The 20,317-nt window shown below is 38.5% G+C and carries 17 protein-coding genes; 5 read left to right on the top strand and 12 right to left on the bottom strand.

Annotated features, from left to right (window positions below; all coding sequences use genetic code 11):
* Positions 1–13 precede the first annotated feature (13 nt).
* Entirely contained in the window at positions 14–580 is a 567-nt protein-coding gene (locus tag BUR11_RS18070) for a DinB family protein (protein WP_074226418.1), read from the top strand.
* Between the two features lie 142 nt (positions 581–722).
* Here BUR11_RS18070 and BUR11_RS18065 read toward each other — a convergent pair whose 3' ends face one another.
* Complete coding sequence (locus tag BUR11_RS18065) at positions 723–2,360, bottom strand: M28 family metallopeptidase (protein WP_074226417.1); 1,638 nt, start codon at positions 2,358–2,360, stop codon at positions 723–725.
* 121 nt (positions 2,361–2,481) lie between these two features.
* Here BUR11_RS18065 and BUR11_RS18060 point away from each other — a divergent pair, with 121 nt between their 5' ends.
* Positions 2,482–2,952, top strand: a complete 471-nt coding sequence (locus BUR11_RS18060) for a hypothetical protein (RefSeq protein WP_074226416.1) — start codon at positions 2,482–2,484, stop codon at positions 2,950–2,952.
* 3 nt (positions 2,953–2,955) lie between these two features.
* On the opposite strand, the gene BUR11_RS18055 is transcribed toward BUR11_RS18060, so the two are convergent.
* Positions 2,956–3,516, bottom strand: coding sequence for an aspartyl/asparaginyl beta-hydroxylase domain-containing protein (locus tag BUR11_RS18055; protein WP_074226608.1), 561 nt, complete (start codon positions 3,514–3,516; stop codon positions 2,956–2,958).
* A gap of 84 nt (positions 3,517–3,600) precedes the next feature.
* Here BUR11_RS18055 and BUR11_RS18050 point away from each other — a divergent pair, with 84 nt between their 5' ends.
* Positions 3,601–4,695, top strand: a complete 1,095-nt coding sequence (locus tag BUR11_RS18050; protein ID WP_074226415.1) for a Gfo/Idh/MocA family protein — start codon at positions 3,601–3,603, stop codon at positions 4,693–4,695.
* A 1-nt stretch (position 4,696) separates the two neighbouring features.
* Here BUR11_RS18050 and BUR11_RS18045 read toward each other — a convergent pair whose 3' ends face one another.
* The 5 genes from BUR11_RS18045 to BUR11_RS18025 all read right to left on the bottom strand — a co-directional run bounded on the left by BUR11_RS18045 (position 4,697) and on the right by BUR11_RS18025 (position 11,856).
* Positions 4,697–5,686 carry a cytochrome c family protein gene (locus BUR11_RS18045; RefSeq protein WP_074226414.1) on the bottom strand — a complete coding sequence of 330 codons (990 nt, stop codon included), beginning with the start codon at positions 5,684–5,686 and terminating at the stop codon, positions 4,697–4,699.
* 144 nt (positions 5,687–5,830) lie between these two features.
* A complete protein-coding gene (locus BUR11_RS18040; RefSeq protein WP_074226413.1) occupies positions 5,831–6,814 on the bottom strand; it encodes a c-type cytochrome in 984 nt (327 codons plus the stop codon).
* 272 nt (positions 6,815–7,086) lie between these two features.
* Positions 7,087–8,184 carry a Gfo/Idh/MocA family protein gene (locus BUR11_RS18035; protein ID WP_074226412.1) on the bottom strand — a complete coding sequence of 366 codons (1,098 nt, stop codon included), beginning with the start codon at positions 8,182–8,184 and terminating at the stop codon, positions 7,087–7,089.
* 128 nt (positions 8,185–8,312) lie between these two features.
* Positions 8,313–10,991, bottom strand: a complete 2,679-nt coding sequence (locus BUR11_RS18030) for a TonB-dependent receptor (RefSeq protein ID WP_074226411.1) — start codon at positions 10,989–10,991, stop codon at positions 8,313–8,315.
* Between the two features lie 31 nt (positions 10,992–11,022).
* Complete coding sequence (locus BUR11_RS18025) at positions 11,023–11,856, bottom strand: GLPGLI family protein (RefSeq protein ID WP_074226410.1); 834 nt, start codon at positions 11,854–11,856, stop codon at positions 11,023–11,025.
* A 108-nt stretch (positions 11,857–11,964) separates the two neighbouring features.
* Here BUR11_RS18025 and BUR11_RS18020 point away from each other — a divergent pair, with 108 nt between their 5' ends.
* A complete protein-coding gene (locus BUR11_RS18020) occupies positions 11,965–13,491 on the top strand; it encodes a sensor histidine kinase (protein ID WP_074226409.1) in 1,527 nt (508 codons plus the stop codon).
* Complete coding sequence (locus BUR11_RS18015; protein ID WP_074226408.1) at positions 13,488–14,171, top strand: response regulator transcription factor; 684 nt, start codon at positions 13,488–13,490, stop codon at positions 14,169–14,171. The genes BUR11_RS18020 and BUR11_RS18015 overlap by 4 nt, the downstream gene beginning before the upstream one ends.
* A 12-nt stretch (positions 14,172–14,183) precedes the next feature.
* On the opposite strand, the gene BUR11_RS18010 is transcribed toward BUR11_RS18015, so the two are convergent.
* The 5 genes from BUR11_RS18010 to BUR11_RS17990 all read right to left on the bottom strand — a co-directional run bounded on the left by BUR11_RS18010 (position 14,184) and on the right by BUR11_RS17990 (position 20,224).
* Entirely contained in the window at positions 14,184–15,602 is a 1,419-nt protein-coding gene (locus BUR11_RS18010; protein WP_074226407.1) for a sulfatase, read from the bottom strand.
* 76 nt (positions 15,603–15,678) lie between these two features.
* On the bottom strand, positions 15,679–16,947 hold the full coding sequence (locus BUR11_RS18005; protein ID WP_074226406.1) for an alpha/beta fold hydrolase: 1,269 nt from the start codon (positions 16,945–16,947) through the stop codon (positions 15,679–15,681).
* 118 nt (positions 16,948–17,065) lie between these two features.
* Positions 17,066–17,926: a sugar phosphate isomerase/epimerase family protein gene (locus BUR11_RS18000; protein WP_074226405.1), complete on the bottom strand. Its 861-nt coding sequence runs from the start codon at positions 17,924–17,926 to the stop codon at positions 17,066–17,068.
* Positions 17,927–17,949: 23 nt separating this feature from the next.
* A complete protein-coding gene (locus BUR11_RS17995; RefSeq protein ID WP_074226404.1) occupies positions 17,950–19,647 on the bottom strand; it encodes a GMC oxidoreductase in 1,698 nt (565 codons plus the stop codon).
* 19 nt (positions 19,648–19,666) lie between these two features.
* Positions 19,667–20,224, bottom strand: coding sequence for a gluconate 2-dehydrogenase subunit 3 family protein (locus tag BUR11_RS17990; RefSeq protein WP_074226403.1), 558 nt, complete (start codon positions 20,222–20,224; stop codon positions 19,667–19,669).
* Positions 20,225–20,317 lie beyond the last annotated feature (93 nt).

Below are 20,317 nucleotides of genomic sequence, written 5' to 3'. Positions count from 1 at the left end.
AATTATAACAACTATGAAACGAATACAAATTTTTACGCTCTCATTTTTCATTGCCCTCTTTTTCAGTGGTGTTTCCAATGCTCAAGTGATCGAACCTCCAAAAGGATATTCCCATGACATTGGAAATATGGTCGCCATGTTAGACGACATCAAAGGGAGAATTTTTAGGATCACTAGTTCCATGAATCAGGAACAGGTAGATTTTCTTTTGGATGATAAAGCCAATAGAATCGGAGCCATGATTTTGCACTTGGCAGCAACCGAAGCATTCTATCAGGTTTATACATTTGAAAATAGAGAGTTTAATGAATCCGAAGAGGCCAAATGGATGAAAGGGTTAATGCTTGGAGAGGATGCCCGGGAAGAGTATAAAGGAAAGCCAATTTCATATTATTTCGAAATTTGGGATGAAGTAAGGGAACAAACCAAAGCTTTGCTGAAGGAAAAAGACGATAAATGGTTTACTTCAAAGGCAGCAGGAACTGAGATGAATAATTATTGGGCTTGGTTCCACGTAATGGAGCATCAATCAAACCATATGGGGCAAATTGCCTTACTAAGGTCTAGACTACCTCAATAAAAATTGGGTTTTACTACACATTTAAATAGCAAGAGCACCCAAATTGCCTTTGGGTGCTCTTGCTGTTTTTTACTTCTGAGAACAGTTTTATGTTAGGTAGTTTGAGCTAAAAATACCTTTTGATCGATACCCATTCTCTTCCTTATTTCATATAGGATTCACGAAGTGCCCGGAACTCGGAATTTGGCTTCCACTTAGGCCAATTACCTGAGTTGGCCAGATTTCTTCCCACCTCATATAGGACCTGAACATCATCCACCGCTCCATCTAGGTTCCATCTGCTAGGATCGTATTCATCAGAAGGTTTGTGGTAATAATTTTGAACGTACAGATCTTCCAATTCCTTCCCATATTCTTTTCCTTTTTCTACATGGTCTATACCATTACTGAAATAAAGCGCAGGAACACCGATTTTAGCAAAATTGAAATGATCTGATCTGAAATAATAACCTGCAGATGGAGTGGGATCTGGAGCAGAATACCTCCCTACTTTCTCGAGTTCTACATTCAATAAATCTTCCATTTCAGATTGTCCTATTCCTATTAAAGAAACGTCTTTCATTTTACCATATGGATTGATCCCATCCATATTGATGTTGGCGACTGTAAGCTCTTTCGGGAAAATCGGATTTTGGGCATAATATGCAGAGCCCCATAGCCCCTGTTCTTCCGCAGTTACTGCCAGAAACACGACCGTACGTTCAGGTTGAGGGTCCGTTTTAAAAGCCCTTGCCAATGCCAATAATGCCGCGGTTCCCGATGCATTATCCAATGCTCCGTTGTAAATACTATCCCCTGTTTCATCGGGAGCTCCATAACCGAAGTGATCCCAATGGGCAGTATAAATAATCACATCCTCTGGTTTAGTGGCACCAGTAACTTTAGCTACAACATTTTTTGACACATCATATTTAGCAATTACCTGCATAGAAGTACTTGCCGTTAGATTCATTGGTATTGCCTGAAAATCTGGTTTTCTCGCATCAGCTAAAAGCTTCCTTCCATCTAATCCTGCCATTTCAAAAAGTTTATTTGCTGTGGGCAAGGTCAACCATCCTTCAAAAGCAGTTTTGTAGGCATCATTTCCCCTTTCGTCCAAATATAGCAAGGAAGCATCCCACTTATTTTGGATGACATTAAAGCCGTAGCCTGCAGGGATAGTATTGTGAACAATCAAGCAACCTAAAGCTCCCTGACGAATTGCTTCTTCGTATTTATAAGTCCATCGACCATAGTAGGTCATGGTATTCCCTTTAAAAAAACTTTCATCCTCGGTCCCAAATCCAGGGTCGTTCACAAGGACAACCACAATTTTATCTTTGACATCAATGTTTTCATAATCATCCCAACCATACTCAGGAGCGATTATTCCGAAACCTGCAAATACCATTTCTGCATCTTGAAAACTAACTTCAGGATCCGTCCTCTGCGACCAGAGAACATAATCTTTTAGCCCTTCTAATTGGATGGTCTGGCTAGATGAACTAACCGTCATTTGATCTGCGGGGAGGGTCTGTATGGAAACCAAAGGAACCTCTTGAAAATAGGAATCTCCATTTCCTGGCTCTAGACCCATTTCCTTAAATTCCTTTTCCAAATAATTGACAGTAATTCTCTCTCCCTCTGTAAAGGGCATTCTACCCATAAATTCATCGGAAGCAAGCTTGGCTAACTGGGGTTCCAAATCAGAAACTTGAAACTTGTAAGTTTCTTGCTCCCTCGTTTGACAACTCCATAATATCCCAAGAAAAAGGAGTAATAAAAGTGGCTTTGAATGCATGTTCTTTAGGGTTGGATGATTCTAAATTTACCGAATTAGTAAATAAGAAATACCCTTTAGACTGAGATAGTTTTTTACAATTGAATATTCTAATAATTTCGCCCAGAAACCATTTTTATTCATGAACACCCCCTATTTCGAGTGCATTAAATCCTTTCTAGAAGAAATTGGCATTCCTTTGAAACAGAAAAAATTAGAGGATGATTGTTTCTTACCTGGGTTAAAAATTGACAAAGGAACTCTTTATTATGATCCGGAAAAATTAAAAAATACAGGTGATATCCTACATGAAGCAGGGCATATTGCCCTGATGACCAAAGAAGAAAAGAATATAATTGTGGGGAGTGTAAGTGAGTTTCGAGACCCAGGGAAAGAGGATGAAATAGGAGTTTTATGTTGGACTTTTGCAGCCATAACTCACTTGGAAATTCCACCCGAAATTGTATTCCATACAGATGGATACAAAGGAGATTCCGAAACATTAATCATGGGATTCCAAAATGGTCAGTACATTGGATTACCCTTGTTGGTTTGGATGGGACTATGTGAATATGAAAGTTTTCCAACTATGAAAAAATGGGTTCGGGAATGAGGGTTATTGGATCAGCAAATTATTCAACCAATCATTAATTTTTAAATCCATTACCAAGTGAATTCGATCAGATTTCCCTTCATTTTTGACTTGATGTGGATCTGATAATCTCAAATACCAGCACTCTCCCTCCTTCATCTTCACGGCAAGGTCATTTACCAAAAACTTAACTTTTTCATTGGTAAATATTGGAATATGAACTCGTATTTCTTCCTCATCCAAATCATAATCCTGATGCCTTTTTATCTCAGATCCAGCAGCCAATTTCATCAGTCGAACCGAGCATTTCTCACATTCAAAACTATCTAAAATGGAAGCGATATAAGGACAATGATCCAGATAGGGAGTGGGGATAAATTTAAATTCTCCCGGAATTGCTGATGCCATAAGAATAGGGTGATTTCTTCCCTCCTGAGCAGTCAATGGGATCACCGACCAATCCCCTTCGTAATTAGACGTTACAAAATGATCGATCCATTCTATATGGTTAAGGGCCTTTACATCTTGTTGCAATCTTTTTACATTAAATTGAAAAGGCAACTTAATTCTATCTTTTTGAAACATTCTTGATTTAGGTTCTTCCATAAAAAATCACTTGTAAATAACATTAGATATGGTCAATTTCCAATTGAATAAACTCTTGATCTCATGATTCGCTATTTATTTTTCTTGATGGCTCTTATCCAAACCTTTCCATCTTTTTCTCAAAACAAATTAAAAATTGGAGTTGCAGGGCTGACGCATGGACATGTAGGTTGGATTTTAGATGCCAACAAAAGAGCAGACATTGAAATTGTTGGAATTGCAGAGCCGAACCAAGAGTTAGCGGAGAGACTGACTTCACAATACGGAATTTCCATGGACTTGGTATTTGATGATTTGGAAGAGATGTTGATAACTACCCAACCGGAAGCAGTTACCGCCTTTGGAAATATTTTTGACCACTTGTCCGTGGTAGAGGCTTCTGCTCCCAAAGGGATTCACGTGATGGTGGAGAAACCTTTGGCGGTGAATTTAGATCATGCAAAAAGAATGGCTGAATTAGCCCAAAAGCATGGAATCCATCTCCTGACCAATTATGAAACCACCTGGTATCCTTCCGTAGAAAAAGCACAGCAGCTATTGGAAGGTGGGAAAGTTGGTGAAATGAGAAAACTAATTGTTAGAGACGGCCATAGAGGACCCAAGAAAATTGGGGTTAACCCTGAATTTTTGGAATGGTTGACTGACCCCAAATTAAATGGAGGAGGAGCGATCATTGACTTTGGTTGTTATGGGGCAAATCTTTCCACTTGGCTTCAAGAGGGAAAAAAGCCAATCTCCGTCACTGCTGTAACACAGCAATTACAATCTGAAAATAATCCCAAAGTGGATGACGATGCCACCATCATCTTAACCTATGAAGATTCCCAAACCATATTGGAACCTTCATGGAATTGGCCAATTGGAAGAAAAGACATGGAAATCTATGGACTCACAGGAGCTATTTTTGCAGACAATGGCCGGACTTTAAGAATTCGAATGGCAGAAGGCTACGATGGTTTTGACGAAGAAACACTGACTTTTGAATCTAGAAAAGCTCCCTTCGATGATCCTTTTTCTTACCTAATAGCTGTAATTAGAAATGAAATCGAAGTTAAGCCTTATGATTTAAGCTCTTTGGAAAATAATTTGATAGTAGTTGAAATCCTGGATGCAGCAGTCAAAAGTTCAAAAACCCATCAAACTATTTTCCTTAAATAAATCAGCTGCCTTCAATTTCTTCTCCTGGTTGATACACAGTTTTTTCAATTTTATTTGCAATAGGTTTAATGGATTTTAAATAACGATATATAGCACGAATATCCACTTCATCCATTCTGGCAAAACTTCCCCATGGCATAGGAGATGTTTCATACACCCTACCCTGTCGAAATCTAGCTACAAAAGTATCTTCATCCCAATTAGCAATCATCCCTGTTTGTTTTTCAGGAGTTAAATTAGGAGTTACATACCGGGTATTATTTACATTATTTCCACCAAATATTACTCCTCCGGAAAGGGGACCAAATCTATATTTCTTTTCCCCATATTCAACGGTTGCCATAGAGTGACATCCCACACAATTGGCGACATTATTGACTAAATAATTTCCATATTCTATTGTTGCTTCTCGTTTGATAGAAGGCAGGGTAGTCCCATGGATAATTCTAGGACGAATCTTTCCTGTACTTATTTTCCATTTACCGCTCCAATTGTAAACAGGCTTTGGTATTGGGTTTTTTACAGGCTTTTGAGATCTTAAAAAAGAAATTACTGCAACAACATCTTCATCGGTCATCAATTTGAAAGGCATAAAATTTGGCAAAATCCTACCGTCATGTCCCACAGCCTCTCGCATGGCCCTCGCAATCTCGCCATCCGTAAAACCTCCTATACCTGTTTCCACATCTGGTGTAAGGTTATATGAGACGACCACTCCATAGTTCAAATTAAATACTTCCCCACCACGCAAAGGAATCAATTCTCCCGCTTCCATCGATTCATAATCATCTATGTTGATGTGGCAAGAGGCACAATGCGCTGGTCCATAAACCAAATATTTACCACGTTCGATTACTGTTGAATCCAAACTATGGGTTATTTCAGGATATGGAAAATCATACGTTCTATCCCATCTTGATTCTACAAAAACAAACAGTGAAACTATCCCTAGTATCACAATTCCCATTAATGTAATGATCCATTTTTTCATGAGGTGTTGGGTTTAAAAGGTTATTGAAATCATTGTGGCAAGACTTCTCCTTTCACCTCATTTCCATAAGGATCTAAAAAGAAAAAATTAACTGGTCAATTAAAAATAGGTTGGTTTACTTTGTAAAAATCAGCTTCGGATTTATTAATTAGAACCTGCAGCTTGAAGCATGTACTCTGTCTTTTCAATTTTATTGGATACAGGATCTAAGGACATTAAATACCGATACAATGCCCTTAAATCCACCTCATCCATTCTCGAAAAACTTCCCCAAGGCATTGGAGAATGTTCGTATATTCTTCCCGTTTTGAACCTTTGCACAAAAGTATCCTCGGTCCAATTAGCAATGTATCCGGTTTCGGGGTCAGGCGTAAGGTTTGGTGTGATAAAACTCTCTCCTGGAGCCTCTTCAAATAAAAGTCCTCCACTGAATTTAGGACCAATAAATTCCCCACTCATCAAGTCCCTAGGAGAATGACAGCCCACACAATTGGCGACTGAATTTGCCAAATATTTCCCATACACTTCAGATGCTTCTACTTTTACTCTTTTTGGAGGAGTACCATCAGGACCTTCAGGCTTTATTAACCCAAGGGCTAAAATAGCTTTACCCATAAAATTATATTCAGTAGGTGGGATAGGGTGTTTGACGGGTTGCTGGGATCTCAAATAAGAAATCACGGCATTTACATCCTCATCTGACATATTTTGAAATGGCATTAAAGGAAAAATTGGCCTACCATCATGCCCAATGGAATACCTCATCACCCTCGCCACCTCTTGATCTGTCAAATTTCCTATTCCGGTTTCTTTATCAGGAGTCAAGTTCCTAGATCTCAATATCCCTGGTCCAAATACAAACTCTGCTCCTCCTATGAGCTCTAAGTCCATACCCAATTCCACCTGAGCAGATCTTTCTGTTGTGTTATGGCAACCCGCACAATGGGCAGGCCCAAAAACCAAATATTTTCCTCTAGCAATCATGGCAGAATCAGCACTTGCCATGGCTTCGGGATAGGGAGCTTCATATTTTTTATCCCAGGTCAGATACACAAAACTTACAAAAGCTAAAATTACCAGACCCAAAATCCCGATTACCCACCCTAAAAACTTAACTAATTTTTTCATAGGAGTATTAAATTGATGGTTATTACTTTTTATTTCACTTTGCTCTGAAAAGGCCGAAAACCTAAAAACCTTGCTGCCTAATCGAGAAAAAAAATCCTAAATTGAAAAACACTTTTGATTATTTGAAATTCATTTTTCAACCTTTTATAAGGTAAATATAATTTTTAGATAAAACATTGTACTATTTTTAGTTATTCGAAAAAAAATTCTAAGTCAAGAAAAAAGCGGCCCCATTTATGGAAACCGCTTATGAATTTTACTTGGAAAAAATTCTAAATAGAGACAGGCATTCCCGTATCTGCGGATTTTAGAATAGCTTGAACTATCCTTATATCCCTAAGTCCCTCCTCTCCAGGAACTAATACAGGTGTATCATCCATAATGGATTGAGCATCATGATCCATTTGTAAAACTTGTTGATTTGGAACTCTATATGGAAAATCTATTTCTCCCAATGGACTTTTCCCCTTATTTCCACTATAACTAGAGAAAGGCTCCATTTCTATAGGTCCATTTTCACATTGAATAGTTAAAAAATTGGTCTGCTCATAAAATGAGGTTTTTATTCGCGCTTTTACTTGGTTAGGAAACTCCAATTCTGCTTCCACAATCTCGCCTAACCCATTTTTGTAAATCTCAGGTCTTTCGGTCCAAACTTTTGCTGATGTGACTGCTATAGGCTCCATCCCAGTTCCCAAGCGGGCACCTTGAATTGAATACACACCCATATCATAAATCACTCCACCTCCCATTTCCCGTTTTTGTTTCCAATGGTTGGTTCTATCTTCTCTATAACCTGCGGCACAGTTCACACTCATCACCTTCCCTAGCTGCTTCTCTTCTACAATCTTTTGAAAAGCCATAGTATTTGGCTCATGCTGACATCGATATCCAATAGAAAGTTTGACCTTGTTTTCATTGCAAGCATCAATCATCGCTTGACATTCATCTGCAGTAACCGCCATCGGTTTTTCACACCAAACATGCTTGCCCGCTTTGGCAGCTCGAATCACATATTCTTTATGCATAGAAGGGGGTAAAACCACATATACCACATCGATATCAGGATTATCAGCTATGGAATCAAAATTCTCATAGTTATAAACATTGGATGCGGGAATATTATATTTTCCTCTCCAAACGGGAATTTTGGAGGGGGTACCTGTGACGATTCCCGCCAAGTAGCAATTCTTTGTCTTTTGTAACGCAGGAGCCAATAAATCTGTACTGTAATATCCCAGACCAACAAGGGCTACTCCAAGCGGTTCTGCTTTTGAGCTTCCTGCGAATAATGATTTTGGAGAAACTAAACTTGCTCCAGTTACAATTGACAAACCTTTGATTGCATCTCTTCTCGAAATTATGTTCATAAAAATAGATTAGGTTGGAGGTAAAATTTTGTTTTTCATTAAGTTAAGAGAAAAACTTACTCCACAAAAATTCCGAGAATTGAATTATTCAAAGAAATGAGATTGGATATCACTCCAATCTCTACTTTTTAAATATCCCATTTGACAGTTATGAGTCCATATCTAGGTTGAACTAAATAGGAATATGAACTAATTAAGTTATCAGTAAAGCTATCCCTTCGAATCGACCTGGTATCCAAAATATTCCAAACCGTCAATCTAATCTCCAATGGACTGCTTTTACCTTGATAGCTAAGGAAAGCATTCCAAAAATCAAATTCACTTTTCGTTCCTGCTCCTTTATTGGTATACGTATTCAGGGCATAATCAGTGTTCAATTTCAAGCCTTTCCAGATATCCCAATCCAATTCAATTTTCGGAGTATGGGTATTGAATGTGTTTTGGGTACTTTGTCCTTTGTACTGATTGGTGGAAAAGGTATAACTTAAATCCACTTCTACTTTTTTAAAGAAAGTGGTGGTAGCTTTTGCTTCATAAGTTTGGGAGAACTGTCTATTTTGATTGACTACATCGTTGATCAAATTATTTGTTGTAAATGTATTCCATCTTCCCCCACCGCTAATTTTGAAGGTATTGAATTTCTTATCCAGATTAATATTTCCATTCATGGTTTCATTTACTGGCTCAATATTCAATACGGTAAGAAACCTATTAATTCCTCTAAAATCAGTGGTCGTTACCATATCATTCCTTTTTCTCTGCCAGTTCAAAGAACCATAAACAGTCATTGAAGAGAAAAAATCATAATGGCTATAATTCAAGGAATGATTGGAGTAAAATCCATTTTCAAGCAATCTATTTCCAGTAAAAATTGAATTGTAGTCCTGAATGATATATCCTTCCGCCAATTGTTGCACATCCATAAAATTAGCTGTTGCCTGATACCTATAGGTCAAAGATTTATTGGACTTGATTGCCCATTTTGCATACATTCCAGGTAAGAATAATATCTTATCCTGCTCCATCAGGTCCTCAAACTGTCTGTCTTGCCAAGCATATCGATGGGTAAACAATGATGGACTTAGGATAAAATCCTTCCATTTGGTTTTATAGGTAAAGCCTAAGTAAAGATCCTGAATCCCAAATCGATTATCATTTTCAAATTCTGGGTAATTTTCACCGGAAGCTACTTGACTTAAGCTGGAAATCATATCCTGCCTAGTATCCGAATACCCCAGGCTCAAATTCACATGGTTTGTAGCATTTAAAATTTGGTAATAATTAAATGCCCCTTCCATAGTTCTGGAATGTACTTCTTGCTGTTGCAAAAAGCGATATTGTTTCTGATCCATGATTGGAAGTAGGTTTACAAATGGTTTTTGATTGGTAGTCAAATCATACAAAGGATCTTGGTATTTCTTTTCCCAGTTTACCTCCATAGAAAAGACACGTTTTTCGGAAGGAGCATGGTACCACTCTCCTTTCTGTTGGATACTATAAGGTTTTCTAGTTTGGATATTGTCAAGTTGTTGCCTAAAGGTCCCAAAATCCGAATCCATGATATTTCTATTTTGGATATCCGAAGTTTTCCCAAAAACCGAATATTTCACATAGGTTTCTTCTCGGGGTGTATAAGTTGCTGAATACTTCATTAATCCGTAGGAATTTTCCACAGTACTTGCAGACGTCAAAATCTCCTGATTATTTTCATCGTCTCGTAAATAGGTTCTCTGAGAGTTACTACCCAATTTATTTTCCGAGCTTGAACCAATGATAAATCCGGAATGTCTCCATTTAGAACTTGGGCGAAAGTTGAAATTAAATGCTCCCAATGCTGTCTCTAAAGAGGCTGCATTATTTCGTTGGGCCATAGGAATTCCCATATCTTCTCCACTCAAGGAAATTGAAGATCCTGTCCTTCTTCCAAGCCCTTCTAATCCTCCGCTAAATCGGAAATAATCCTGAAGTGTAAATGGCAATTCTCCTACATTATTGGCATCTGCGATTAAATTCAAGTTTAATTTGGGAGAGTAATAAAATGCGTTGGCATGTCCCAAATACCTTTCTTTTGGACCTCCTCCTGCTGTCAAATCTCCAAACACCATCCGTTTCTTGCCATCTTTTAACTGGATATTTAAAGCCAGGGATTCGTCTGTGTCCAAACCTCTAACAGGAGCTACTTCATTAAAATTCTTCAAAACCTGAACACGATCTACAGCATTGGCGGGAAGGTTTTTGGTTGCCAATTTTGTATCCCCATCAAAAAAGTTTTTCCCATCCACCATGACTTTATCTACTTTCTTTCCTTGAACTTTCACCCCTCCATCCTCATCAATCTCAAAACCGGGAAGCTTTTCCAGTACATCTTTTAATTTTCGTTCAGTCCCAGTGGTAAAGGCGTCTGTCTTATAAGTCAATGTATCTCCCTGCATAGTTACAGGTAGTTCAGTCACGACTTCCACCTGATCCAGCATGGTTTCGTCAGTGGATAAAATCACTTGGATAGGCTCGTCTGGAGACCAATCTGAAATGGTACGCTCAAACTTTTTATACCCTACAAATGAAATTCTGAGTAAGTACTCAGACCCTGGAGTTAAGGCCAGTTTAAAACGTCCATCCCCATTGGTGATGGCAAATGCCCCGATCTTTTGAGTAGTCTGATTGACTGCGACCACATTTGCATAGCTAATCGGCTGACTTAATGTATCCACCACCTGCCCAATCAGATTTTTTGTTTGAGAGTAAGAAGGAAAAGAAAGGAAAATCAAAAGGAGAAATCCCGCAAAAACCCTAAAAATAAATTTCATGTTGGTTTAGTTTTCTTGAAATATATGGTTTTTAATTACCGATTTTTATAGTCATTTGATGTTCTCCTCCTGGCTTTCCTTGGTATTTTTTCATCATATCTTGCATCTTCTCATCTGCAAGGGCTCTATATTCATCTGCTGTCATTTCTTTTCCCTTTTTAGGAACAATGAGCTCAAACTTCTCTTCTGGGTTCAACACAATCTTCTCACAGATCATAGTAGAACCATTGTTTTGTAACTCGAGGATTAGGCCAGGAAGTCCCCAAAATTCAGAAGGTCCATGGCTAACTGGAATTTGATCGGTATACCATGCGACCACTTGTACAGTATCCTTGAATTCTTCCATTTCTTCCATCCCTGTGGAGAACCTTTTGCTGTCTAGAATTTTTGTATAGGTCGCTTTTTGACAGGTATAATTACCAATGGTCTTGGTTTCTCCTGTAAGTTCCCATTCAAATACTTTCAGGTCATCTTTGACCAAAAATTCTTTCCCCATCAAATCCTTCTCTTCCAAGTATTTCTGTTCTGCCAAATTTTTATACAAGACTAAATCACTTCCACCAGTATTAATAACGATTGTAGCACCTCCTGAAGAAGCGGTAGCAGGCCCGGCACCTAAGCTTTCTGCTTGTTTCCAATTAGATTCTCCTTGGTTGAACGTAAGCACATATTCCTTTTCCAGTTGTTTTTTCAACTGTCTTTGAATATCTGCCATAGCCTCAGGAGCCATTTTAGTGCTATCCATTGAAAATTTGATAGTTGAAGAGGATTTGTAGTGGGCAATCCCAGTCAATCCCTGAGCCCTAGTAGTGCTTACTAGGCCCATAAAAACAATAAATCCGAGGAGTAAAATTTTGGTTTTCATATGTATTTTCTTTGATGCAAACCAATAAAAACAGCCCAAATAACTAAGTTAAGCAGTGTTAACGTGTGTTAACATTCGGTTTTTCAATTGATTAGCTCCTAATTTAGCATGGTGAAAAAGCTACAATTCAAGCGGATAGGTATTTTAATAGGATTCACTTTGTTGGTCTCCATCGGAGTACAGATCTATAGAAATATCTCTCAATTCAAACAAATAGAAACTCAACTGACCAAGGATATTCAGGTGAGTTTAGACAATGCATTAGAAGCATATTTTGCGGATTTGGCAAAAACAGATGTGCTTACCTTAACCGATGGAAAGCCACTGCAGCTCGATTTCACAGTTTCTGATTCCTTAAAAGCAGATAGTCTGAACAATAGTTTTTTTCATCGTGTAGGAAAAAGTAAAATGTTTTTCAAATCCTTGGAAACTTTAGAGGCAATTGATTCCAATGCTGCCACCTGGTCATTTTCTGATTCCTCTAAATCCATTCATTTATACAATGATTTAACGTTTGACTCGGCTACAAATATGACAGTAGATGAGCAACATCAGATCAATATTTTTCGAGGATTAGAATCTGCAGATAGTATTCATCGGCTTAAGGCATTGACTAATACCATCATCATTTCTATAACCAGAGATTCTCTGGATTTCGGAAAAATCAACGAGCTATTCCAAGCTGATTTAGATAGAAAAGGAATCAGCATCAATTATGGCTTACTTCAATTTGCCAAGGACACCATTTCCGGTTCCTATAATTATCCAGCCTTGCTGAACATGCCTTTCAAAACCGTTACCAAGTCCACTTTTTTGCCAAGGGGCCAATACTTGGAATTGTATTTCGAGAATACAGCTCTCAATATTCTAAAAAGAGGAGTATTCGAACTCCTTACCTCTCTCTTGTTTTTAGGAATTATTTCTTACGCTTTTTATTACCTCTACCATACTATTAAAAACCAAAAAGAAGTGGCAGAAATCAAACAGGACTTGATTTCGAATATTACCCATGAATTCAAAACCCCTATCGCCACTACACTATCTGCCATTGAAGGAATAGAACAATTTAATCCTACGAACGACCCAGAAAAGAACAAACGCTATCTGGGTATTTCAAAGATGCAATTGCACAAATTGAACTTGATGGTAGAAAAATTATTAGAAACAGCTACCCTGGATTCTGAGCAATTGATTTTGAGAATGGAGGAAATCGATCCCGAACCCATTCTTCGTTCTCTACTTCAGAAATACCAAACCTTGGCCCCTGAAAAGGAAGTAGAACTCCAGCTTCCTGCTCACATCAAGCCAATTTTAGTAGACACCTTCCATTTTGAAAATGTATTGTCTAATCTTTTGGACAATGCGATCAAGTACGGGGGAGATCGTATCAAAATCAGTTTGGATCAAAGCAACCAAACTAAAATTAAAATTTGGGACAGCGGCGGAAAAATCGCCTCCGGCCAAAAAGAAAGAATTTTTGAGCAATTTTATAGAATTCCTCAAGGCAATGTTCATGACGTAAAGGGCTTTGGGATTGGCCTCTATTATGTCAAAAAGATCATTGAAAAACATGGAGGAGTCATCGAACTGGACACTGCACCAAAAAGCACATCATTTACAACCATTTGGCCATGAATACCAAGACAAAAGTACTTTTAGCTGAAGACGAAATCTCTCTAGGAATGATCATCCAGGAAAGCCTGGAAAGCAGAGATTTTGAAGTAGTTCTTTGTTCCAATGGAGAAATTGCATGGGAAAAGTACAAAACCAGCAAACCTGAAATCCTGGTTCTGGATGTGATGATGCCCAAGAAGGATGGATTTACGCTTGCAGAGGAAATTCGAAAAATTGACCCATTCACTCCCATTATTTTTTTGACTTCAAAAGGGCAAACAGAAGATGTGGTCAAAGGATTTGGACAAGGAGGTAATGACTACATCCGAAAGCCATTCAGCATGGAGGAATTGATCGTAAGAATCAAGGCTCAATTGAGTCGAAAACAATTAAAAACCCAACAAAGCGACTGGTTGGAATTAGGGAAATTTGAATTCCATCCTACCAGACAATTATTGAAATTTGGAACTACAGAATCTCCGCTTACCGCTAGGGAATCCCAACTACTCCAAATCCTGCTGGAAAACTGTAATGACATTACCGACAGAAGTTTAATTTTGAATCAAATTTGGGGAGCAGATGACTTTTTTAACGCTAGAAGCATGGATGTTTTTATCACAAAGCTTCGCAAAAAACTTCAAGATGATCCCGAAATTCAAATTCTAAATATCCGAGGGTACGGCTATAAGTTAGTTTGCTAAGTGAGCTAAACTCTATTTTTCCACTGGCAATCTAGCTCCAGTTTCTTCTAACCAGTGTTCTAGCTTGTTTTGCAATTCCTCTGCAATGGCTTTGCGGGTAGAGATGACATTTACTTTTTCCTCCATGTCATAGTTCAAATTATATAGCTCTCCTTCGCTTCCATCAAAATAATGGATCAATTTATAACCCCCTGATCTGACTATGGCATAGGGAACAATATCATTTAATCGATAATGAGGAAAATGCCAAAACAAATCACGCTCCAGTTTTGACTGAGGGTTGGTCAAAGTTTCTTTCAGGGAAATACCTTCCAAACAATCCTGAACAGGATTATCGCCCATAAAATCCAATATTGTAGGAATCCAATCCATGGTAATAATTGGGTTTTCATTGATAATCCCCTCTGGCAAAGTACCGGGCCAACTTACAATGGTAGGAATTCTTATTCCACCTTCGTAAGGATAACCTTTCTGCGATTTTAAAGGGAAATTATTGGTAATGGGGTTTTCATAATTTCCGATCAATCCACCATTATCTGAGGTGAAAATCACTAAGGTCTGATCCCTTAAACCTAATCTTTCAAGCTCATGAATTACTTTTCCTACATTTTGATCAACACTTTCTACTAGCGCAGCATAGGTAGGGTTTCGCTGATTGCCCGGATCTTTTTGCTTGTATTTCTCTACCAATTCCGGTTTACCCATAATTGGCGTATGAACCGCATAAGGTGCCCAGTGAATGAAGAATTTTTCATCTTTCTTCAAATTCATAAATGACACCACCTCATCCCCTTCTCTATCAGTCAAAAACTCTCCTTTTTTCCTAGGTTTCAACGTAGTGATTTCATAAAACTCCCTTGGCTTTTCTGGAAGATAAGGATCGAAATAACTAGGGGGTTGTCCCAAATCATTACCCCCTACATTGACATCAAAACCTTGATCCTCTGGATAAAACCCTTCTTCTCCTAAATGCCATTTGCCAACGTGCATGGTAGCATAGCCCTTTGACTTCATTCTTTCAGCAATGGTCACTTCTTCCAAAGGCAAAAAGCCTTGAATTTTAGGGGTTTTCAAAGGTTTGTCTTCAAAGACTTCATAATCGCCAGGTAAACCTGAAGTGGTTACCCCTTGAAATTTAGCTCGAATCCAATCGGTGATTCCTAATCTGGCTGGGTATTTACCAGTGAGCATGGCAGCTCTTGTCGGTGAACAAATCGCTGCTGCAGCATAGGAATTTGTGAATAATATACCTTCAGAAGCAAGTGTATTGATATGGGGGGTTTCATAAAAATCACTGCCTAGAGGCTCAATATCCGCCCAACCCAAATCATCCACATGAATGATCAAAACATTGAAATCTTTTCCATCTTGTGCAAAAGAGGAAAAGGCATGAAAAATTAAAAGAGTGGCAATCAGTACTATTTTATTCATCAGGATAGATTTTGCCTAAAAGTAAAAATTCCGGAAGAAAACCCGGAATTCTTTTCATTTACTTTATCCTCTTTATTCAGTTTTGACTTGCTATCATCTCCTTCGTCTTGGCTAAATTTTTTCGAAACAGTTCCAAATCTCGATGAGACTCCACTGTACCCAATTCTATCGCTTTTTCATAAAAAGGAATAGCCTCTTCTATTTTCCCAATAGCCAATAACCCGTCCCCGTAGGAATCATACACATTGGCAGATTCAGGGTGGTTTTCCATATTTTTTTTAAATAGCACCTGTGCCTGTTCATATTGATCATGCCTCATCAAACTATAACCTAGCATATTGTAAACTCTCTCAGTTCTTAATGAGGCAGGGACATAGGTTTCTATCCCATCCAAAAAGGCATGAAAGTCTTTAGCGTTTAATTTCAATCCTGCATTCATAATTTGACCGCTCATATCTTCATACATCAGATGTCTGATATTGGATGAAATCTGAAGAGGCTTCTGATAAGGCAATATATTCATAGAACCGGATGACAGCACTAAAGTAGTATTTCGCTTTCCCAACAAGTTTTCCTCGAAAAAGGCGACCTTTCCCTCCATTAACTTTTTGTGAAATTCCTTCGAATCCATTGATAATTTCCCCATCATTGGAAATACATCATTTGCATTCCCAAGCAAAACTGTGGTCTGTTTATTAGGTAATTCTTCGGAGTCCCAAGTAACTTTATTTTCAATTAATAGAGAAAGGAAGGCAGTCACCTCATTTTGTACACCAGATTCAGTATATCTCATTCTTGAATTGAGGAATTCTATGTATTCTGAGGAAATCACTCCTCCATCTAAACCCTCCATTTCAAAATAGTCTGCCATCCCTTGTTGATTATCTAACTCAACAATCGGATCCAAGAATAGAGTGCCAAGTACGTCTTCGGGATGTTTAACAAGAAAATCTTTCGTAATTAACGATCCCCAATTATTCCCAACAAGTAGGTAAGGAGGATCAATTTTCATTTCTTTCAACAAGCCCTCCAGTTCTTCCACCCTACTGGCAATCGTAATAGTTTCGGAAGAAGCTTCAGACTTCCCAATCCCGGCCCGATTATAGGAAAGCACAGGAGCAAAATCAGAAACTTGGTTAAAAACCTGATCCCAAATAGAAAGATTTTCACCAAGCCCAGCTTCAAAAATCACTACAGGTTGAAGTAGTTTCCTTTCTTCCAATCCACTAGATTTGACTTCAACTTGCCGCCCATTTACAGAAATAAGTATAAGCTCATTTTGAGCAAAACCCGAGGATGAAAAATAAAAAAGAAATAACAGGACGAATAGAAAAATATGTCGCATAACAATTGAATTAGTTAGAACTAAAAATTACGAAACAAAATCGTAATTCAAGCCCTAGCAATCAATGTTTTACAAAAATTAACCCTTTTAAACGGATTCATCAGTCCATAAGAGGCAGTCAGTACTTCAAGCTTTTTAAATAGGCTATACTTTTTGGAAGATTCTCAAGCTCATGATCACTTTCGTCTTCTATAAACATGTGTTTGATTCCAATCTTATTGGATTCTCTCAAAATCCCCGGAATATCCAATTCACCTGTTCCTAGAGGAACATCATTTTCCGGACCAGTCAACCCAGTCATATCTTTTGGAGCACCTTTACGGAAATCCTTCAGATGTAAGGATACCCATCTGTCTCCATACTTCTTTAATAAAGACACAGGATCTCCACCTCCAAAGTGCGTCCACATGACATCCATTTGAAGAGAAACATATTCCGGGTCTGTATTTTCAATGATGTAATCCAATAAAGTTCCATTTTCATAGGGTTGGAATTCATAGCCGTGAACATGGTATTTGAAAATAATCCCATTTTCTTTTAAGACTTTTCCTCCTTCATTAAAGGCCTTAATAGCCCGATCAGCATTGGCTTTTGTGAAATCTCCTTTATGAGGGATCCAGGCACACATGACATAGTTGGCACCTAAAGCTTTCACCCGATCTGCTACCGCCTGAGGGTCTTCCTCTAATTGTTCAAAACCAGTACCTGTGGAAGGAATACTTATTCCTCTTTCTGCACATAGTTTTTTAAATTCCTCTGGGGTAAGCCCAGCCGTACCTCCTTCGTATTCAGTAAATCCCATTTCTTGGATAATATCCAAAGTATGCTCTACTCCTTTCGGGAATTCATTTCTAAAAGTATAGGCCGCAATACCCAAAGGAGCTTGAAACAAAGGATCTCCTTTTTTCTGGGCAAAGGAATCCAAAGAAATCGCCATGCCAATGAAGACAAGGATCAGTAGGACAGGTTTATATTTCATAAATCAATCTAAGTTCTTTCCAATTAAAGGTTTTGTTTATTCAATTCTTCTACTGCATGGTTGGCAGCTCTCGCAGTTAATGCCATAAAAGTTAAAGTAGGATTTTGGGTACTGGTACTGGTCATACAAGCGCCATCTGTAACAAATACATTCTTACAATGATGCAACTGATTCCACTCATTGAGTAATGATTCTTTAGGATCTTTACCCATTCTTACCCCTCCCATTTCATGAATATCCGAACCAGGATCTGAATGAGAATCTTCCACTTTGATATTTTTGAAACCAGCCCGCTCGTACATTTCAGTTTGTTGAGCCACAAAATCCGCGGTCATTTTATCGTCATTCTCCTTCCATTCTACTGAAAGAATAATCTGGGGAATGCCGTATTTATCTACTTTATCAGGGCTTAATCTCATATGATTGTCTTCTACAGGGACTGTTTCTCCTTGCATCCAAGCTGCCATCCCCCAGACATCATTGTATTTTTGGTTGAGCAGATTATCTCTTAACTGATCTCCAATCATACCAGTATCAGCACTCATTCCTCTTCCTCCAGACATCCCTATAGAATAACCTCTCAAGAAATCAGTGTCCTGCTTAAAGACATTTCGAAACCTAGGAACATAGGCATGTCCAGGGTTCCTTCCCAAATTGGCCTTATCCAGAAAGCCTTCAAATGTTGCATACCCTTTTCCTCTGTAATTATGGCAAGCCAAATACTTACCTAGGAGGCCATTTTCATTTCCTATACCTTGAGGGAAAGTAGAGGATTTTGAGTTCAATAGAATGGCATTGGAGGCAATGGTAGACGCATTTACAAAAATGATTTTTGCATAATATTCTATAGCTTCTTTAGTGTGCCTATCGATGATTCTTACCCCTGAAGCTTTTCCTTTCACATCATCATATATAATTGACTCGACTACAGCATCAGGCCTTACTGTCAGATTCCCGGTTTTTTCTGCCCAAGGTAAGGTAGAGGCATTGGCCGAAAAATATCCTCCATAAACACATCCTCTATTGCACATGGCTTGATGCTGGCATTTATTTCTTCCCTGCTGTTTATGAATTTCTTGGGGATCTGTTAAGTGGGCACATCTCCCTTGGATCAGATGTCTATCCCCATAGTTTGCCTGAAGTTGTTCTTTGTAATACTTTTCAATACAACTCAATTCAAATCCTGGCATGACAACCGAATCAGGAAGCTCAGGCAATCCATCTCTACTTCCAGCTATTCCTGCAAATTTTTCCACATAATCATACCAAGGATTCAAGTCTTTGGCTCGAATTGGCCAATCAATTGCAAATCCATCTCTTGCGGGTCCTTCAAAATCGTAATCAGACCATCTTTGAGTAGCTCTTGCCCAAAGCAAAGATTTCCCACCCACATGGTATCCCCGAAACCAGCGAAAAGGTTTTTCTTGTATGATGGGTTGTTCATCATCCGCTAATGCCCAATGGGCAGTCTCCTCCCTCAACCATCTTCCTCCACCAATTCCTGATCTTTTTTCTAAAGGTACCGCTCCCCTAAATTCAAATTCCCAAGGAGCTTTGGAAGCGGTGGGGTAATCTTCAATATGTTTCACCATTCTACCTCTTTCGAGCACCAAGGTCTTCAAGCCTTTCCCCGTCAATTCCTTTGCTGCCCAACCTCCACTGGCCCCCGAGCCAATCACAATGGCATCATACGTTCTTTTTTCTTTTGAATCTTGTAGCATACTGTTATACTGTTAGGGATTAAGCTTTTGTTTGTACTTCAGCACAGCCATTGTAGAAGCCTGGAGCAACTTGATATCCTTGGTAATCAACCATGACCTCTTTTACAGTGGTGAAACCTGTAATTGTCTGGCTCTTCAGGAGCTTAAAAAATTCTTTTTGCTTTTCATCTTCAGAATTTGCCATTTGCATCAATGATGCTTCCCGCTCTGTTTGGGGAAGATTATAAAAATCATCACCAAACTCTAGGTTAGCTTGTTGATTCAATTGATGAAGTCCATTTTTTATATTCGCTTGATCATCCTGATCATAGCAATGTTCAAATAGCTTTTTTAAATAAGAATCAGTCCCAGTACTTAAAGCACCAATTGGTTTTGCGTCAGGATTAGGAAGTTGAGGAGGAAGTCCTTCAGGAATAATCGTATCAGCGATACTACTGATTAGTTTTTCTTCTTTGTAAGAAAAGAAGCCTTGATGGGTTAATTGATCTGTAATTTGCCATTTCCAATTGACTAAAGCCAAACCAGCAATACCAACAACAGAACCACCAAGGATTTTGAGTGATTTTCTGCGATCCATACAATAAGGGTAGATTGGGTTATGAATTTTGAATATACCGAATTCATTGATATTCAGAAGAGAAATCCTTTTTGTGGTTAAACCTTTAGATCA

The organism is Algoriphagus halophilus, assembly GCF_900129785.1.
Lineage (GTDB): Bacteria > Bacteroidota > Bacteroidia > Cytophagales > Cyclobacteriaceae > Algoriphagus > Algoriphagus halophilus.
This window is presented reverse-complemented; position numbering and strand designations above follow the sequence as displayed.

Excerpts from the sequence above, each read along its gene's own strand:
- BUR11_RS18000 (WP_074226405.1), bottom strand. The coding sequence starts at position 17,926 with ATGAAATATAAACCTGTCCTACTGATCCTTGTCTTCATTGGCATGGCG.
- BUR11_RS17990 (WP_074226403.1), bottom strand. The coding sequence starts at position 20,224 with ATGGATCGCAGAAAATCACTCAAAATCCTTGGTGGTTCTGTTGTTGGT.
- BUR11_RS18050 (WP_074226415.1), top strand. The coding sequence starts at position 3,601 with ATGATTCGCTATTTATTTTTCTTGATGGCTCTTATCCAAACCTTTCCA.
- BUR11_RS18055 (WP_074226608.1), bottom strand. The coding sequence starts at position 3,516 with ATGTTTCAAAAAGATAGAATTAAGTTGCCTTTTCAATTTAATGTAAAA.
- BUR11_RS18070 (WP_074226418.1), top strand. The coding sequence starts at position 14 with ATGAAACGAATACAAATTTTTACGCTCTCATTTTTCATTGCCCTCTTT.
- BUR11_RS17995 (WP_074226404.1), bottom strand. The coding sequence starts at position 19,647 with ATGCTACAAGATTCAAAAGAAAAAAGAACGTATGATGCCATTGTGATT.
- BUR11_RS18035 (WP_074226412.1), bottom strand. The coding sequence starts at position 8,184 with ATGAACATAATTTCGAGAAGAGATGCAATCAAAGGTTTGTCAATTGTA.
- BUR11_RS18040 (WP_074226413.1), bottom strand. The coding sequence starts at position 6,814 with ATGAAAAAATTAGTTAAGTTTTTAGGGTGGGTAATCGGGATTTTGGGT.
- BUR11_RS18030 (WP_074226411.1), bottom strand. The coding sequence starts at position 10,991 with ATGAAATTTATTTTTAGGGTTTTTGCGGGATTTCTCCTTTTGATTTTC.
- BUR11_RS18065 (WP_074226417.1), bottom strand. The coding sequence starts at position 2,360 with ATGCATTCAAAGCCACTTTTATTACTCCTTTTTCTTGGGATATTATGG.
- BUR11_RS18045 (WP_074226414.1), bottom strand. The coding sequence starts at position 5,686 with ATGAAAAAATGGATCATTACATTAATGGGAATTGTGATACTAGGGATA.
- BUR11_RS18010 (WP_074226407.1), bottom strand. The coding sequence starts at position 15,602 with ATGAATAAAATAGTACTGATTGCCACTCTTTTAATTTTTCATGCCTTT.
- BUR11_RS18015 (WP_074226408.1), top strand. The coding sequence starts at position 13,488 with ATGAATACCAAGACAAAAGTACTTTTAGCTGAAGACGAAATCTCTCTA.
- BUR11_RS18020 (WP_074226409.1), top strand. The coding sequence starts at position 11,965 with ATGGTGAAAAAGCTACAATTCAAGCGGATAGGTATTTTAATAGGATTC.
- BUR11_RS18005 (WP_074226406.1), bottom strand. The coding sequence starts at position 16,947 with ATGCGACATATTTTTCTATTCGTCCTGTTATTTCTTTTTTATTTTTCA.
- BUR11_RS18060 (WP_074226416.1), top strand. The coding sequence starts at position 2,482 with ATGAACACCCCCTATTTCGAGTGCATTAAATCCTTTCTAGAAGAAATT.
- BUR11_RS18025 (WP_074226410.1), bottom strand. The coding sequence starts at position 11,856 with ATGAAAACCAAAATTTTACTCCTCGGATTTATTGTTTTTATGGGCCTA.